The sequence below is a fragment of the Dechloromonas sp. A34 genome (assembly GCF_026261605.1).
Taxonomy (GTDB): Bacteria; Pseudomonadota; Gammaproteobacteria; order Burkholderiales; family Rhodocyclaceae; genus Azonexus.
The window spans coordinates 3,922,386-3,936,445 of record NZ_CP102486.1; the positions used below are offsets into that span (position 1 = coordinate 3,922,386).

The following is a 14,060-nucleotide window of genomic DNA, read 5'->3' on the forward strand; positions in this document are numbered from 1 at the left end:
GTATTGCTTTCGTATCCCAGTATCCGACTCTGCGGCGGGAGACTCTGTGTGCTACCGAACATTGGACCAGCAAGTCGATTCGATGTTCTTTGGCAGTACAGCGCCCTTCACTTCAAGTGAGTATCCGCCATTCCCCATCGGTCGGCATAGCCAATGACATATTCCGGCTGGCTTGATGCTATCTTCTGTTCGGCAAGCGCCGCATTCGGCGCCTGTAGCCAGGGAGGCAAGCTGAATGAAAACGCTGCAAACCGGACGCCAGGATCGCTCGCTGCTTGCCCTCTTCGCGCTGACGATTTTCCTGAGTGCCTACCTGCTCTTCCAGGTCCAGCCACTGATCAGCAAGTTCATTCTGCCGTGGTTCGGCGGCAGCCCGACGGTGTGGACGACCGCCATGCTGTTTTTCCAGTGCGTTCTCTGCGGCGGCTATTTCTACGCGCATGTGATCACCCGCCATGGCTCGCCGCGCGTCCAGGTCTGGACGCACCTCGCCCTGCTAACCGTGGCGGCGCTACTGGCGGTATTTGTCGTTCCTGGCGAATACCTGAAGCCGGATGGCAACGAGGACCCGGTCGGAAAAATTCTGCTGCTCCTCGGCCTGAGCGTCGGGCTCCCGTATTTCTGCCTGGCGACAACCGGACCGCTGATCCAGTACTGGTTCACCCGCTATGCTGCCGGCGGCTCCGCCTTCCGGCTCTATGCCCTGTCCAATGCCGGCTCTTTCCTGGCCCTGCTGTCGTTCCCCTATCTTTTCGAACCCTTTTTCGAAATACCGCAACTCGGGCGTTTCTGGACCGCTGGTTTCTGGCTCTTTGCCGTGCTCTGCGCGACGGTCACCTGGCGTATCCGCCATCAAGCGCCGGCGGTCAGTGCCGGTGGCGATCCCCTCGCCGCGTCTGATCCGGCAGTATTTGTCCTGCCCTCGGCACTCCAGCGCATCAGCTGGATTGCCCTGCCGGCGCTGGCCTCGCTGGCCTTCATCGCGACCACCGACCACGTCAGCCACGACATCGCGCCCGAGCCACGCTTGTGGATCGCCACGCTCAGCCTGTATCTGCTGACCTTCATCATCTGCTTCGATCACTCGCGCTGGTACCGGCGCGGCTTGACGGCGGCCCTCTGCCTGGTCGCCATTTTCCTGCTCAGCGGCCGCCATGAGATCCCCGGCTGGTTCGGCCTCGAAGCCGACTACAGCCTGACGGAAATCCGCTGGAGCCACCTGGTGACGATGTTCCTGATCTGCTTCATGAGCCATGGCGAGCTTTACCGGCAGCGACCGGGCAATCCCCGCTACCTGACCGAGTTTTATCTGTTGATGTCGGTCGGTGGCGCTTGCGGCGGGCTGTTCATTACCCTGGTCGCGACCAATTTCTTTGCCGATTACTACGAGTGGTCCTTGTGTCTGGTCGTGGCCATCGCCCTCGCCTGCTTCATCGTCAGCAGCGAGCTGGTCACCCGGCTAAGCAGCGGGAGCAAGCCGCAGCCCGCGAGAAAATTCGCATCCGGCGCAGGTGTGGCAACGCTGCTCGGCACGACGCTGGTCGGCGGGATGGTGCTTTTCTGGGAGGATCCCTTGGGCTGGCGGGTGGAAGACGATGACGAGTACGTCACCGTCCGCCTGCACCAGGCCCGGAATTTTTACGGTGCGGTTTCGGTTGAGGAAAGGCGTTATCGCAAGGAACCGGCGCTGAATCACCGAATTTTCTACAGCGGCCAGATCACCCACGGCATTCAGTATCTCGACCCCGCCAAACGCCACCAGCCGGCCACCTACTATGCGAAGGAGAGCGGCGTCGGCGAAACCCTCGACTACGCCATGGCGCGCAATCCCAGCCTGCGCGTGGCGATCATCGGCCTCGGCGCCGGCACACTGGCCTCCTACGCGCGGGAAGCGGATCACTACGATTTCTACGAGATCAATCCGGAAGTAGTCAGCATTGCCAACCAGTGGTTCGACAATGTCCCGGCCTGCCGGGCCAAAACCAAGCAAACCCTGATCGGCGACGCCCGCCTGAAGATGGCGCAACTGCCGGATGACGTGAAGTACGACGTGATCGCGCTCGATGCCTTTTCCGGCGGCTCGGTGCCCATCCATCTGCTGACCCGCGAAGCATTCGCGATCTACTACCGGCACCTCAAGCCCAACGGCTACATCGTCGCCCACATCACCAATGGCTATCTGAATCTCTACCCGATCGTCAAACGCCAGGCCGAGCATCTGCAGATGGGCTTCCGGAACAAATTCCAGCCGAACGACCCGGATCGCCATGTCCGGCACAATCACTATTTCGTGATGACCAATGATCGCCGTTATCTGGAGCAACTGCCTTCGGTTAACCGGAAATACTACGACGATGCCGGCCGCCTGGTTCGCGAGGAAGACCCGAACCTGCCGGGCATTCCGCTATGGACCGATCATTTCAGCAGCCTGAACGCCATCGCCATCGACGACTGAACGAACACCGGCGGCAGATCAGCGCCCACCGCCGCTATCGATTATCAGAACCGGCGGCACGTGCCCGCTTGCCGGTATGCGGCAAGGCCCGGGCATCGCTGATCAGTTGTCGGCAATCGCTGTCGCCACCCGGGCCAAGATCGATCAACGGGATCAGGGCGAGCAGCGGGTTGACCGCGCCGAGCGCGATGGCGCCCAGGGCGCGGGCGGCGACGATGCGCCGATCGACGCTGATGTCGGGCTGGGCAAGGGTGCCACGGACGTGGATCGGGCTGCGTAATGCCAAGGGGCTGGTGTCCTTGGTTTTCTGATTGAGCGTCAGGTCGAGCTTTTCCTCCGCCAGATCGATGCTGCCGGTACCGAGAATGGTTGTGATCTCGGTATCGAATACCAGCGCCTGGGTCTGCAGGGTGCCGTCCTTGACGTCGAAATCGCCGACCGCGCAGCGCAGCTTGACCAGTTTGTCGCCGGTCACGTTGAGCTGCAGTATTTCCCAAATATGCAGGCCGGCCTTCTCCATCATCAGGCGGCTGATCTGGCCACGGGCGACGATCAGTCCGAGCTTGCCGTTCGAGGTCGCCAGCATGCGGCCGACCGAATTGCCTTTGCCGGTCAGGTCGAACTCGCCGTTGAGTTGGCCGATGCTGGTATCGCTTAGATCGGCGCCCGGAAAGAGCTGGGCGATCTGGATCTTTCTGGCGCGCAGCTTGGCGTGGGCCTCGATCGGCTGCTTGCTGCCGTCCAGGGTAATGACCGACTTGAGCTGACCGCCGGCTACCCCGAAATCGAGCGGATCGAGGGTCAGCACGGAATCCTTGAGGCTGAGGTGGGTATCGAGGTTTTCCAGCGGCAGCTTGTCGGCGCGGATGGCGGCGGCCTTGAGGCTGACGTCGGCGTCAACGGTAGACCAGCGGTCGGTCTTGAACGGCAGGTCGGGCAGAACGCGGGCGCGCGTCGGGGTTGGTGCGTCCGCGTCCGATGGCAGCGGCGCATCCTGGGCGACCTGCAGCCGGCCGGGCCGGGCACCGATCAGCGGACCGAGATCGGCCAGATCGAGGAGCCGGGAATTCAGATCGGCCTTCAGCGTCGGGCGCTTGCCACCGGTGACGACTTCGACGCTGCCGGCAATGTCGCTCTTCCCGATGCGGCCGGAAAATTTGTCGTAGCGCCAGGTTCGCCCGCTGTGCACCAAGTGCCCTTCGGTCGCGTAGGGGCCGGTTTCGGGAAAAACGATGCCGAGCAGCGGATAGAGCTGGGCCAGACTGGAACCGCGCAGCGCGACGCGGAGGTCCAGCGCGGAAAGCTTGAGCAGGCTGGTCACGCTGCCTTCGGCCTTGACGACGGTAAGGCCAATGCTGAGTTCGGCCTGCAGCGGGTACGGGGTGCTTTCGTCGCGCAAGGCGAGTACCGGCCCGCCCGTACCCTGCACCTTCAGCGGCTGCCCCTTGTATCTGCCTTGCGCGCTGAAGCTCAGGCCAGATCCGGGCGGCCCGCCATCGGCGGTCGAGACTTCGGCGCGGATGCTGGTCTTCTGCCCGGCATCGTCATAGCCGAGGCTTCCCTGATCGAGCATCAGGCGGCCGATCTGGATCCGGGCGCCTTCGTCCTGCTGTTCGAGGTCGAGCAGCCAGTTCTTGCGCCCGCCGGCGCCCTGTTCCAGGAAGATCACCGGGCGCCGGAGGCGCAGTTCGGGGAAAACAAGATTTCGCCGCAGCAGTTGCGGCAGGTCGAGGACGATTTCCACCGCCTCGGCCGCGACCATTTGCTTTTCGCCGGCCCAGGGCGGATTGGCGAAGCTCACTGCGCCAGCACGGAAGCGCGGCTGCGGCCAGGCGAATTCGATCGTGATGTCGCCGCCGATGGCCAAGGCGCGGCCGGTCTTTTCCAGCGTCATGCGCTCGATCGGCTCGCGCAGCCAGTTCCAGCCGACCAGGGCGACGACAACGGCCGCCAGCGCGATCAGTGCAAGCCCGATGCCGGCGATCCATTTGAACAGGCGAAACAGGGTCATGGGTATCGTCATTGCCGCAATTCTCTACCGATGGTCGGGGCTGCCTCGGTGCGGGAGCGTACAGAGGCGGACTCGTTCCCGGCGTAATTTCGATTACGTATCAGGCGTGACTTTTTCCGCGCCCTTATAAGACATGCTCCATAAGAAAGGTTTCCCGATGAACATCAACCTCAGTCTGGCTCCCATCATTTCACTGATTGCGGGAATTCTCATTCTGGTCATGCCGCGCTTGCTGAACTACATCGTCGCCATCTACCTGATCGTGATCGGACTGATCGGCCTCTTCGGGTCCGGGCATCTTCGGCTTTGAGCCGGCCGGCAGTTATCGCGTCTCGTCGACGATCTGGATCAGCTTTTCCTCCATCTCGCGAGCCAGGCGAGCCAGTTCGGCATCCTGGCCAAACGCAGCCAGCATCGGCTCGGGCCGGATCAGGCCGATCTTGGTCGCGCCATTGTCGGTAAATACCGAAATCCGCCAGGGCAGGCTCAGCGCGAAGCGCATGTCGATGGCCAGCAGTCTTTCGAGCAGCCGGTAATTGCAGACATCGAACACCTGGCAGTCGTCGTCGAGGTCGATTTCCTTGCGGCGCAAGGTCTCGCCCAGATCGTGAGCATGCAGGATGACGAAGCCGAGGCGCTGGACCACGGGCTCCAGATCGTAGGTCGCTTCGTAAAATGATTTGCTGCTTTCGACGATGTAAAACACGAATTCCCCTTATCGCAAGGTCAAGACAAAGGTGAATGATAGGGGAGAGGCGACACTTTCCGCCTGTCGTCTCCGCCGGAACTCGTCGGCATCGCGCGGTCTAACCCACTATGACCCGCTGCTGCCGTAGCGATACGGTGCTTTGGGCGGGCGAAGGAGATCAATCATGTTGATGACGCATATTCCCCAAATGCTCGTTTCCGAAAACACCGGCTGGAATGAGATCGACAAGTCCCATATCTCGGCCCGCTGGTTCTTCAAGAGCCTGGTGCTACCGATGTCCCTGCTCCCCCCGGCACTCTATGCCTATGCCGAACTCGTCCACCCCGGCGTCATTTTCCCGCTCACCGTGCCGGCCCTGACGGCGACGCAACTGATGGTCATTGGCGTCGTTTTCTACGGCATGCAGTTGCTGATGGTGCCCTACATGGCGATGATCATCCAGCGCATGGCCCAGAGCCGCGACCATGACCCCGGCTATGACAGCGCCTATGCCTTGGCGGCGATCGCGCCGGTGCCGCTGTGGCTGGCCTCGCTCGCCCTGCTCGTGCCCAGCCTCACCTTTACCGTCGTCGTTGCGGTTGCGGCCTGGGCTGCTTCATTCGCCTTGATCCGGCACGGGGTTCGCCCACTGCTCCGGATCGACGATGAAAAAGATGCGCACTATGTAGCCAATATGGTAACCATGGCCGGTGTGGCGGCCTGGATCGGCTTGCTGGTGGTATCGGCCATGATCCTCAGCATGTTGCTTGGAGCCTGGTGAGGCGAGGCTTGCCATCAAGATCGTTCAGCTCAGTGACCTTCATCTGACCACACCCGGGCGGTCGCTGTACGGCAGCCGTCCGGACGAACGTCTCGATGCGGCGATCGACAGTATCCGGCGCGACCACGGCGATGCCGAGTTCTGCCTGCTGACCGGCGATCTGGCCGACGCCGGGAGCGATGCGGCCTATGCCCGACTGGCCGAAGCGGTGGCTCGCCTGCCGATGCCGACCTATCCGCTGGTCGGTAACCACGACCGCCGGGAGGGCCTGCTCCGCCACTTTCCGCAGTTGGCTACCGATGCCGCGGGCTTTGTTCAGACCGCCATCGAAACGCCAGTCGGGCGCTTTTTGCTACTCGACACGCTGGACAACGGCTCGGCCAGCGGCGCGTACTGCGCCGCACGGCGGGATTGGCTTTCGGCGCAACTGGCCGCCAGCGGTGACCAGGCGATCTGGCTGGCCATGCACCATCCGCCCCTGGCGGTCGGCATCCCGTCGATGGACCGCTATGCCCTGCGCCATCCGACCGCTTTCTGGTCGATCTTGAAGGAACACCGCCAGCGCATACGCCACCTCTTTGTCGGCCACCTTCATCGCCCGCTGGGCGGTAGCTGGCACGGCATCCCCTTTTCCTGCGTGCGCTCGCCGAACCATCAGGTCGCCTTCGACATGCGAACGACCGACGGTGTGCCGGGCAACCAGGAAGCGCCGGATTACGCCGTGGTACTGATCGACGAGGCCAGCGTCGTCGTCCATCAGCATGATTTCCTCTACCGCGGCGAGCGCTTCTGGCTGTGAAAGCGGCGGAGATTCGTCGCGCAAGTTTTCAGGAAATTGGATTATTGAGGAAAGGCCAAACCCACAGGCTCGACCCTTCCGGATGTCGTCCCGGGAGCAGCTAGCAATTTGCTGCAAATGCCCAAGGAACCCGAGACGAACATTAATGCGACGACTGAACTTTCCTCAGGTCATCGTACAGTTTGCTTTCCGAATTCGACAGGTAGGTCTCCACACCCTCGGTGCGAATCGGGCCTTTAGCGCCGCGCTCGGTGGAATCCGACCACTTTGCAGACTGTATTGCTCGCACATCGCTGTAAAACTTGTCTTCGCCAGAAGACCAATTGACATCCATGCCTTCGGTACGAACGGGGCCTTGTGCGCCGCGCTCAGTAGAACTCCAGCTTGCCGCCGACTGAATTCGGCTCAATTCATCATACATTTTGCCTTCCCCGGTCTGCTGGAAAGCTTCCATCCCTTGCGCACCATATGAACCATGCCGACTTTCCTCCGCGATCGAGGAGCCCAAGGGAAGCAAGGTGCCCGCTAACATCAGCAGGCCAAGCCCTGATTTTCTCAACGTATTGTTTTTCATGATGTCACTCCTTGGAAAGATTGTTTTATCCTCCCTTGGCGGCATCCAATACCTAGATCGCGCCCAAGCGCATCTGTTAATTGCTGCCGTGTGTAGTTGACCGAGGGAGCGCGCCATAGGTTCCGGCGCCCCGCCTCGTTTGACGGCGTTTTACGCCGCTACTAACGCCCTGCCAGTAGAGTAGCGCTGGTGGCACCCTTGGGGTCGCTCGCGGCCAGCGTCGTCTTCGGCGCGACATCGTCAAGCCGGAACAGCGCGAGAATGCCGGCGACGAAATCCTTATGCTCGGGCGGGGCATTTTGATACCAGTGATTAAGGTAGTCACCCAGGCTGTTGCGGGCATCCGACGGATCCAGGTTGAGGTAATTCAGCGCCGCCCAGTTTTGCGGATTTTCCTGGAACAGCGGCAGCAACAAATTGGCCACCACTTCGTTTTCATTTCTGCGGTAGGGGTCGTCACGCAGGCGCTGCTCGTTGTCGCGCAGCCAGCCGGACAAAGGCGTGTCGGACGGCAACTGGCGATGACCTTCGCTGACCAGATGGTCGAAGAAGCGGCGCAGTTTTTTCGCCTCTTCCGACCACTTGGGCTCTGGCGGTGTGCTCTCCCAAGTCGCGGCCAGTTTTCTCAGGGCAAACAGCGAAGCCGTTTCACAGAGCGTTTCCTCGAACCACTGATTGTGCTTGACGGTCTGCGGGCCGACGTTTTCCTCGTAATTCGAGAGGATATGGCAGAGCTCGTGCGCGAACTCGTATACGTACAAATGCCAGTTTTCCCCGGTCGCATGCAGTTGAACACGATACTCTCCGCCCGGCCCGCGCTCATAGAGCGCAACCGGCGCGTCGTTGGTATGGGTGATGACGATGGGTACCGACAGTTTTTGCGGAAGCCGCGACATCAACTCATCGGCCACCGAATACAGGACGGTCTCGATGGCGGCTGGTTGGGCCTTGCCCCATCCGCCGTTCTGAACCTTGAGCGAAAGCCCCATCTTCTTGCTGCCCGAGGGCAACTGCGGCGCCCCGCTTTTCAATTCGTCGGCATGGACCAGCGGACAGAGGATGGAAGCGATGATCAGCGGCAAGCGTACATTGCGCGCCACCCACGCCCTCGGCGTTCCCTTGCGCCGTTCTATCTGGTGTTTCGCCGTCATTGGACGAAGCTCCTCAAGCAAGTTTCAATCACCATCCTGGCGGGATTTCCGGCCGCAAAAAAACTCCGGCCAGATACCATCTTCGCCACCCCTTTGGCTAATTAGACCGAGTTTATCGCGATAGTTCCGCCCTGGATTGCGGCATACCGCCCCCGCTCAAATGACGACTTAGCGGCGCGCTCAGCGCAGTGCCGAGGCATATCCCTCTTCCGCCAACACCTGACGCACCGCCGGCCGGGTCAGCATCTGGCGGTAATGCGCCGCGCAGTTGTCGGGCAGGCGAATATCGATCCGCACCGCCCAGAATTCGACGTAAAACAGCGCGGCATCGGCAATGGTGAAGTGGTCGGCGAGGTACTGGCGCCCGACCAGTTCGCGATCGACGATGGCAAAGCCTTGATCGATGATCTGCCGGCCCAGGGCCTTGACCGCTGCGTGGTCCGAACTGCTCGGCGCAAAGCGTTCGGTCGTGAAGAGGCGGGCGAAGCCTTGCGTATGCAGGGTATGCACGGCGTAGTTCATGATGCCGAGCACGCGGACCTCCTCGGCCAGGCTCTCCGGCAGCAGCTGGCGCTTGGGGTAGCGGCGGGCCAGCCACCAGGCGATGGCGGAAAACTCAGTGAGTGCCGTGCCGTCGTCGAGAACCAGGGACGGAATACTGCCCTTGGGGTTGATAGCCAGGTAGTCCGCCTTGTACTGGTCGCCGGCCAACAGGTCGACGATATAGGCTTCGAAGACCAGGCCGCACTCTTCGAGCAGGACATGGATGCCGGTCGAACACGAGCCGGGTGTCATGTAGAACTTCATGCTCATGGTGCTTCGCCCTCTTCTTCCAGGGCGTCGATGAGCAGGCCCTGCTGGCGGATCATCGCCTTGAAGCCCTTCATCACCGGGCGGGTGATCACGGTTTCGGCCAGCACGCGCTTTTCGTAGATGAAATTTTTCAGTCCGTCATCGGCCAGGCTGCGCGCGGTGGCTATCAGGCGATGGGTTTCCTCACCCAGTCCGAGTCCGGGCATTTCTTTGACCTGGTCGTAGAGCTGCTCCATGACCAGTTTCTCAGCGGCGGCCATCTTGCACTTGCCGTCGAGTATCTTGAGCATTACCGCGGTCGCGCAATCGACATGGACCGGCGCCAGCGGATGCGCCCTGACCCAGGAAGCGACGCGCTCGTCCGTCACGCCTGGCTCTCGGCCAGCAGCGCGGCCAGCGGCGCGTAGCCACCATCGACGCTGAACACTTGCATAAAGCGGAAATCGCAGAACATCTGCGCGTAGACCTTGCTCGCGTTGCCCTTGTAGCAATAAATGAGGATCGGCTGCTCTTTCGGCAGGCGACGTAACCACCCGGGCAGGCGATCCTCGGAGAGATGCGCAGCCTCGGCAATATGGCCCTGGCGGTAGGCGGCGAGATCGCGCACGTCGAAAACGGTGACGCCCGATTCGGCACGGATCAGGGCAGCAGCCTCGAGGACCGGGATACATCGGTAGGGGCTTGGTTTAGTGGCGGTCATGGCAGGGTGGCGAAAATGCAGGACAAGATCTTCGACGCAAGAGCGATGCCAGTCGAGGGACGCCTCAAATAACAAGGCGGGCCGGCGATTCAGCCCAAGCGTGAAACCCGCCTTGTCGGCTTTGCGACAGGCCGCGGTGCGACAACGAGCATTGGCGGGCGGAACCGAGGCTTGCTGATGCTGGCGCCGGATCAAAAAATTGCCTCGGTTCTGGCTGCTGCATTTTCAGAGTAAATTGCCGGTTGGCCTTGCCACGGCGGCGGAGCGCCGCCACCTGCTCAGGAGCACACCCATGTCGCTTGCCGCCGATATCGTTGTCGGACTTGTCGCCTTTTTGCATATCTATTTCCTCGTCCTCGAAATGTTTCTCTGGGACAAGCCGGCCGGCTTGCGGGCCTTTGGCCAGAAGCTCGAAGCGGCCAGGGCGAGCAAGGTGCTGGCGGCCAATCAGGGCCTCTATAACGGCTTTCTCGCCGCCGGGCTGCTCTGGGGATTGGGCCGCGGCGCGGGAGGTTTGGACATCAAGGTATTTTTCCTGAGCTGCGTTCTGATCGCCGGGCTGTATGGCGCCGCCAGCGCCAGCCGCAAGATCCTGATCGTTCAGGCCCTCCCGGCCGCTGTTGGCCTCGCGCTGGTTATGCTGGCCTGAGCGGCACAAAGATCGCCGGTCGCCCAGCAATAAATATCACATACTGCTAATATTCCAATCCATTCCCGACAGGCGCCGATTGTTCAGCCCACATGGAGATGTCGCAAGGTGAAAAAACGCTACTGGGCAATCCCGCTGCTTATTTTCCTCGTCGCCCTGGACTGGTACATCCGCGCCCCGGACAGTCGCTCGCGGGAACTGACCAAGCTCATCGCGACCCGGGCGAGCAGCGAACTGAAGGACTACCCCTATCAGTTCAAGGTCTTGAAGGTTAGTGGCTCCACCGCCTACATCAGCACACCGCGCAATTTCGACGTACCCGCTTTCAAGGCGCTGGCCGTTCTCTACCCGGAGATCAACACCAAGAATGCCAACGATCCGGCATTCATTGCCGCCGAGCAAAAGCTTGGCCGGGTGCAATCGGAAGCGCAAGCCATCGTGCTCGCCCAGCCCGGTATCAAGGGCGTGGAATGGCAACTCGATCGCGACTGGCTGACCGCACACTACATCGACGTCCCGCCCAAATAAGGGATTCAGCCCGCCTTGATCTTTCGGCCCAGCGTCTTGACCTTGTCGGTGTCGGTGATCGAATGGCCCTCTTCGGCAGCCGAATGGAGCAGCCAGCACAGGTCACTCCCCTGAACCGGCATCGGGATCATCTGGTTCCAGCTCCAGCGAAAGACCGGGCCATAGGGCACGTAACGCGCCAGCACGTCGCCGTGTGGCGAAACGCCGAAGAACGGCCATGGCGAAGTGATCAGTTCGTTCATTTGGGATTCGGTCATGTTGCGTCTCCTTCATTAACCGGACACTTTCCCAGTCTGCGCCCTCTCCTTCGTCTAATCAAGGCGACGTGGCCCGGGACAGTCATGCGGACCGGATGCCCCCACGGCCGACCTCGGAACGTTAATCACGGAAGCATGTCCACCGATAAAATAAACGCATAATCCAAACATTGCGCAGCCCATCCAGCAAGGGTTTTGACATGATCGAGCCCCCGGTACGGGGCCGCGCCCCGGTTCAGGTCAGGAGGAATCCCCCTTTGAATACACTCGATCCGCTCAGGAAAAATAACGCTACCGTGGTCGGCAACCGGGAGGCCAGCCAGTCGATTGTATTCGTCCATGGTTTCGGAACCGACCAGAGCGTCTGGCAAGACGTCGCCGCAAGCTTCATGGACGATTATCGGGTAGTCCTGTTCGACAACGTCGGCGCCGGCAAGTCGCCTCCCGAGGCCTTTGTCCAGCACCGCTACCTGAATCTCGACACTTACGCGACCGACCTGCTCGACCTGTGCACTGCCTTGCAGCTTGAAGACGCCATTCTGGTCGGCCATTCCCTCGGCGGCATGATCAGCATCCTGGCCACCATAAGAAACCCTGAAATCGCTTCCAGGCTCGTGCTGGTCGGCGCCTCGCCGCGCTACCTTGATGATGAAGGCTATCGTGGGGGCTTTAGCAAAAGCGATCTGGACGCCCTGTACAAGGCCGTCACGCTGAACTATACGGAATGGGCCGACAGCTTTGCCCCGCTAGCCATGGCCAATCCGGAGAAACCGTTCCTCAGCGAAGATTTTGCTGCGACGATCAAGAGCATTCCGGCCGACCGCGCCCTGACCGTTCTGTGCTCGATTTTCCAGTCAGACCATCGGGCCGCCCTTGGCAAGCTCGACATACCGACATTGCTGATCCAGTCCCAAAACGATATTGCTGTGCCCCTGGCAGTTGCCGAATACCTGCATCGACACATCAAACACAGCCGCCTGTCCGTCATCGATGCGACTGGCCACTTCCCGCACGTCAGCGCCCCCGCTGAGGTAGTGGCCGCCATTCGTGAATTCATTGCTGCCTAGCCCCGACAAGCGAAAGACTAGCAATAATTGCTGCAGCGCACCATTCAATGAAATTGTGCGCTATACTGGGCTCCGAAGCATTCGACAACCCTTTTCCCGGAGACAACACATGTCTATCAATACCGAACAATTCGCCGCCGCCAACAAAGCAACTGTTGACTCCCTGCTGTCCGTCGCAAATACGGCTCTCGCCTCGGCCGAGCGTATTGCTGCCCTGAACCTGAATACTGCCCGCGCTGCACTGGAAGACTCTGCTTCCGGCGTCAAGTCGGTTCTGGAAGCCAAGGATCCGCAAGCCGCGCTCGCCGCTCAATCCTCCCTGACCCAACCGGCCGTCGAGAAGGCTGTTGCCTACTCCCGTTCGGTCTATGAAATCACCAGCCAGACCCAGCAAGAACTGGCCAAGATGCTGCAAGCCCAGTTCGGCGACTTCCAGAAGTCGATGGCCGGCATGGTCGAAATGGCTACCAAGTCCGCTCCGGCTGGCTCGGAAAGCGCGATGGCCGCCATCCAGAATGCAATCGCTGCCGCCAACTCCGCTTTCGGCAACATGAACTCGGTCGCCAAGCAATTCGCCGACGCCACCCAAGCCAATGTCGCTGCCGTGACCAAGAAGGCCAAGTAAGTATTTCGGGCTCCCCGAAATCAAAAGCCCCGCGCCAGTCGCGGGCTTTTTGCATTTACGGACAGCGCACCGCCGTCACAATCTGATACAAAAATTTGTTGCGGTGCACAATTATTTGGTGCATAATGCGAACTGTCTCCTCCATCTCCTCCAAGAAATGGATTTCAGCCCGCCTCGCGCGGGCTTTTTTTCTTAGTTGAGCCAACCCGCTGCTGTCAGCCTGAAAAATTGTTCTCGTTTTTTGGTCAATATGGCTTTTATTTGCAGCTCACTATGGGTTACCTGCCGCAAAGTCATGCGGATGCGAACCCGTCAAGCTTAAGAAAGGAATCCTGATGCACACCGAAAAGATTCTTGAACACCTGAAGAAACACGGTCAGCTGCTCGATTTCGATATCGCGGAAGCGACCAACATTTCCCTTGATGAAGTCCGGGCCTCCCTGTCCGAGCTTTCGGCGCGCGGCGATATTTCCCGATGCACCATCACCAGCTACGTCAAAGGGAAAGCTGTTGAAGGGTTCCAGTGCAGGCTTTCCGGGTTCGTTCCGCGCCCGGCACCCGGCCGGAAGCCGTCCGCCAAGTAGGACCAGGGCGCTCCCACGGGCAAGCCACCAACGACCACACCTTCCACGGCGCCAGCCCGAGCCGCGAGGTGGGTCAAAACCGGTTCCCCACTCGGGTATAGACGCCCTGCTCAGGTTTTCGTCTTTACTCACCGGGAAGAAACGGTTAAAACGCCTGCCTAGCCCTATGGAGATTGCAATGCCTGAAGATGAAGTTGCTGCACAAACCGAACGTATGCTCGATGCCGCTTTCGGCGGGCTGACGCCGCATCAGGTATTGCTTCAGGCATCGCAGGCCGAGAATGCCGATGTCGCCGGGCGTACCGCCGCGATCGCGAAAAATCGGGAACGCGCCTTGCGATTGCTCGCCGAAATCGAAAAGTCGCAGGCCTAGCCAGA

At 60.6% G+C, this 14,060-nt stretch carries 18 protein-coding genes; 10 read left to right on the top strand and 8 right to left on the bottom strand.

The features are described 5' to 3' along the window. Positions 1 to 235 precede the first annotated feature (235 nt). A complete protein-coding gene (locus NQE15_RS19570) occupies positions 236 to 2,455 on the top strand; it encodes a spermidine synthase (RefSeq protein WP_265943915.1) in 2,220 nt (739 codons plus the stop codon). A 34-nt stretch (positions 2,456 to 2,489) separates the two neighbouring features. Here NQE15_RS19570 and NQE15_RS19575 read toward each other — a convergent pair whose 3' ends face one another. After that, positions 2,490 to 4,478: an AsmA family protein gene (locus NQE15_RS19575; protein ID WP_265943917.1), complete on the bottom strand. Its 1,989-nt coding sequence runs from the start codon at positions 4,476 to 4,478 to the stop codon at positions 2,490 to 2,492. Between the two features lie 145 nt (positions 4,479 to 4,623). On the opposite strand from NQE15_RS19575, the gene NQE15_RS19580 reads away from it, so the two are divergent. Continuing rightward, positions 4,624 to 4,776, top strand: coding sequence for a DUF3096 domain-containing protein (locus NQE15_RS19580; RefSeq protein ID WP_265943920.1), 153 nt, complete (start codon positions 4,624 to 4,626; stop codon positions 4,774 to 4,776). Positions 4,777 to 4,788: 12 nt separating this feature from the next. Here NQE15_RS19580 and NQE15_RS19585 read toward each other — a convergent pair whose 3' ends face one another. Next, positions 4,789 to 5,172 (bottom strand): DUF302 domain-containing protein, encoded by a 384-nt coding sequence (locus NQE15_RS19585; RefSeq protein WP_265943922.1) that lies wholly within the window; start codon positions 5,170 to 5,172, stop codon positions 4,789 to 4,791. A 166-nt stretch (positions 5,173 to 5,338) separates the two neighbouring features. On the opposite strand from NQE15_RS19585, the gene NQE15_RS19590 reads away from it, so the two are divergent. Both NQE15_RS19590 and NQE15_RS19595 read left to right on the top strand, forming a co-directional pair. Beyond that, positions 5,339 to 5,935, top strand: a complete 597-nt coding sequence (locus NQE15_RS19590) for a YIP1 family protein (RefSeq protein WP_265943924.1) — start codon at positions 5,339 to 5,341, stop codon at positions 5,933 to 5,935. Beyond that, complete coding sequence (locus NQE15_RS19595) at positions 5,922 to 6,734, top strand: phosphodiesterase (protein ID WP_265943927.1); 813 nt, start codon at positions 5,922 to 5,924, stop codon at positions 6,732 to 6,734. Before NQE15_RS19590 ends, NQE15_RS19595 begins: the two co-directional genes overlap by 14 nt. A 142-nt stretch (positions 6,735 to 6,876) precedes the next feature. Here the strand turns inward: NQE15_RS19595 and NQE15_RS19600 are convergent, their stop codons facing one another. The 5 genes from NQE15_RS19600 to NQE15_RS19620 all read right to left on the bottom strand — a co-directional run bounded on the left by NQE15_RS19600 (position 6,877) and on the right by NQE15_RS19620 (position 10,167). After that, on the bottom strand, positions 6,877 to 7,308 hold the full coding sequence (locus tag NQE15_RS19600) for a hypothetical protein (protein WP_265943929.1): 432 nt from the start codon (positions 7,306 to 7,308) through the stop codon (positions 6,877 to 6,879). 161 nt (positions 7,309 to 7,469) lie between these two features. Further along, the gene (locus NQE15_RS19605) at positions 7,470 to 8,459 is read right to left on the bottom strand and encodes a hypothetical protein (protein ID WP_265943932.1); all 990 of its coding nucleotides are present in this window, start codon (positions 8,457 to 8,459) and stop codon (positions 7,470 to 7,472) included. Between the two features lie 180 nt (positions 8,460 to 8,639). Further along, positions 8,640 to 9,272 (bottom strand): glutathione S-transferase family protein, encoded by a 633-nt coding sequence (locus tag NQE15_RS19610; protein WP_265943934.1) that lies wholly within the window; start codon positions 9,270 to 9,272, stop codon positions 8,640 to 8,642. Beyond that, complete coding sequence (locus NQE15_RS19615) at positions 9,269 to 9,640, bottom strand: hypothetical protein (RefSeq protein ID WP_265943936.1); 372 nt, start codon at positions 9,638 to 9,640, stop codon at positions 9,269 to 9,271. Before NQE15_RS19615 ends, NQE15_RS19610 begins: the two co-directional genes overlap by 4 nt. Next, the gene (locus NQE15_RS19620; RefSeq protein WP_265943938.1) at positions 9,637 to 10,167 is read right to left on the bottom strand and encodes a thiosulfate sulfurtransferase GlpE; all 531 of its coding nucleotides are present in this window, start codon (positions 10,165 to 10,167) and stop codon (positions 9,637 to 9,639) included. The genes NQE15_RS19615 and NQE15_RS19620 overlap by 4 nt, the downstream gene beginning before the upstream one ends. A 97-nt stretch (positions 10,168 to 10,264) precedes the next feature. Between NQE15_RS19620 and NQE15_RS19625 the strand changes: the two genes are divergently transcribed. Both NQE15_RS19625 and NQE15_RS19630 read left to right on the top strand, forming a co-directional pair. After that, on the top strand, positions 10,265 to 10,621 hold the full coding sequence (locus NQE15_RS19625) for a DUF1304 domain-containing protein (protein WP_265943940.1): 357 nt from the start codon (positions 10,265 to 10,267) through the stop codon (positions 10,619 to 10,621). A gap of 108 nt (positions 10,622 to 10,729) precedes the next feature. After that, on the top strand, positions 10,730 to 11,149 hold the full coding sequence (locus NQE15_RS19630; RefSeq protein WP_265943942.1) for a hypothetical protein: 420 nt from the start codon (positions 10,730 to 10,732) through the stop codon (positions 11,147 to 11,149). A gap of 5 nt (positions 11,150 to 11,154) precedes the next feature. On the opposite strand, the gene NQE15_RS19635 is transcribed toward NQE15_RS19630, so the two are convergent. After that, positions 11,155 to 11,406: a hypothetical protein gene (locus NQE15_RS19635; RefSeq protein ID WP_265943944.1), complete on the bottom strand. Its 252-nt coding sequence runs from the start codon at positions 11,404 to 11,406 to the stop codon at positions 11,155 to 11,157. A 200-nt stretch (positions 11,407 to 11,606) separates the two neighbouring features. Here NQE15_RS19635 and NQE15_RS19640 point away from each other — a divergent pair, with 200 nt between their 5' ends. The 4 genes from NQE15_RS19640 to NQE15_RS19655 all read left to right on the top strand — a co-directional run bounded on the left by NQE15_RS19640 (position 11,607) and on the right by NQE15_RS19655 (position 14,055). Continuing rightward, complete coding sequence (locus NQE15_RS19640; protein ID WP_265943946.1) at positions 11,607 to 12,473, top strand: alpha/beta fold hydrolase; 867 nt, start codon at positions 11,607 to 11,609, stop codon at positions 12,471 to 12,473. A 109-nt stretch (positions 12,474 to 12,582) separates the two neighbouring features. Next, entirely contained in the window at positions 12,583 to 13,098 is a 516-nt protein-coding gene (locus NQE15_RS19645; protein ID WP_265943948.1) for a phasin family protein, read from the top strand. Between the two features lie 335 nt (positions 13,099 to 13,433). Then, positions 13,434 to 13,682, top strand: a complete 249-nt coding sequence (locus tag NQE15_RS19650; RefSeq protein ID WP_265943950.1) for a FaeA/PapI family transcriptional regulator — start codon at positions 13,434 to 13,436, stop codon at positions 13,680 to 13,682. Positions 13,683 to 13,860: 178 nt separating this feature from the next. After that, positions 13,861 to 14,055, top strand: a complete 195-nt coding sequence (locus NQE15_RS19655) for a hypothetical protein (RefSeq protein ID WP_265943952.1) — start codon at positions 13,861 to 13,863, stop codon at positions 14,053 to 14,055. Positions 14,056 to 14,060 lie beyond the last annotated feature (5 nt).

What these genes read in the sequence shown, in the direction of transcription:
- NQE15_RS19600 (WP_265943929.1), bottom strand. Translation starts at nt 7,308, where the DNA reads ATGAAAAACAATACGTTGAGAAAATCAGGGCTTGGCCTGCTGATGTTA.
- NQE15_RS19645 (WP_265943948.1), top strand. Translation starts at nt 12,583, where the DNA reads ATGTCTATCAATACCGAACAATTCGCCGCCGCCAACAAAGCAACTGTT.
- NQE15_RS19655 (WP_265943952.1), top strand. Translation starts at nt 13,861, where the DNA reads ATGCCTGAAGATGAAGTTGCTGCACAAACCGAACGTATGCTCGATGCC.
- NQE15_RS19635 (WP_265943944.1), bottom strand. Translation starts at nt 11,406, where the DNA reads ATGACCGAATCCCAAATGAACGAACTGATCACTTCGCCATGGCCGTTC.
- NQE15_RS19575 (WP_265943917.1), bottom strand. Translation starts at nt 4,478, where the DNA reads ATGACGATACCCATGACCCTGTTTCGCCTGTTCAAATGGATCGCCGGC.
- NQE15_RS19625 (WP_265943940.1), top strand. Translation starts at nt 10,265, where the DNA reads ATGTCGCTTGCCGCCGATATCGTTGTCGGACTTGTCGCCTTTTTGCAT.
- NQE15_RS19570 (WP_265943915.1), top strand. Translation starts at nt 236, where the DNA reads ATGAAAACGCTGCAAACCGGACGCCAGGATCGCTCGCTGCTTGCCCTC.
- NQE15_RS19605 (WP_265943932.1), bottom strand. Translation starts at nt 8,459, where the DNA reads ATGACGGCGAAACACCAGATAGAACGGCGCAAGGGAACGCCGAGGGCG.
- NQE15_RS19580 (WP_265943920.1), top strand. Translation starts at nt 4,624, where the DNA reads ATGAACATCAACCTCAGTCTGGCTCCCATCATTTCACTGATTGCGGGA.
- NQE15_RS19590 (WP_265943924.1), top strand. Translation starts at nt 5,339, where the DNA reads ATGTTGATGACGCATATTCCCCAAATGCTCGTTTCCGAAAACACCGGC.
- NQE15_RS19640 (WP_265943946.1), top strand. Translation starts at nt 11,607, where the DNA reads ATGATCGAGCCCCCGGTACGGGGCCGCGCCCCGGTTCAGGTCAGGAGG.
- NQE15_RS19610 (WP_265943934.1), bottom strand. Translation starts at nt 9,272, where the DNA reads ATGAGCATGAAGTTCTACATGACACCCGGCTCGTGTTCGACCGGCATC.
- NQE15_RS19650 (WP_265943950.1), top strand. Translation starts at nt 13,434, where the DNA reads ATGCACACCGAAAAGATTCTTGAACACCTGAAGAAACACGGTCAGCTG.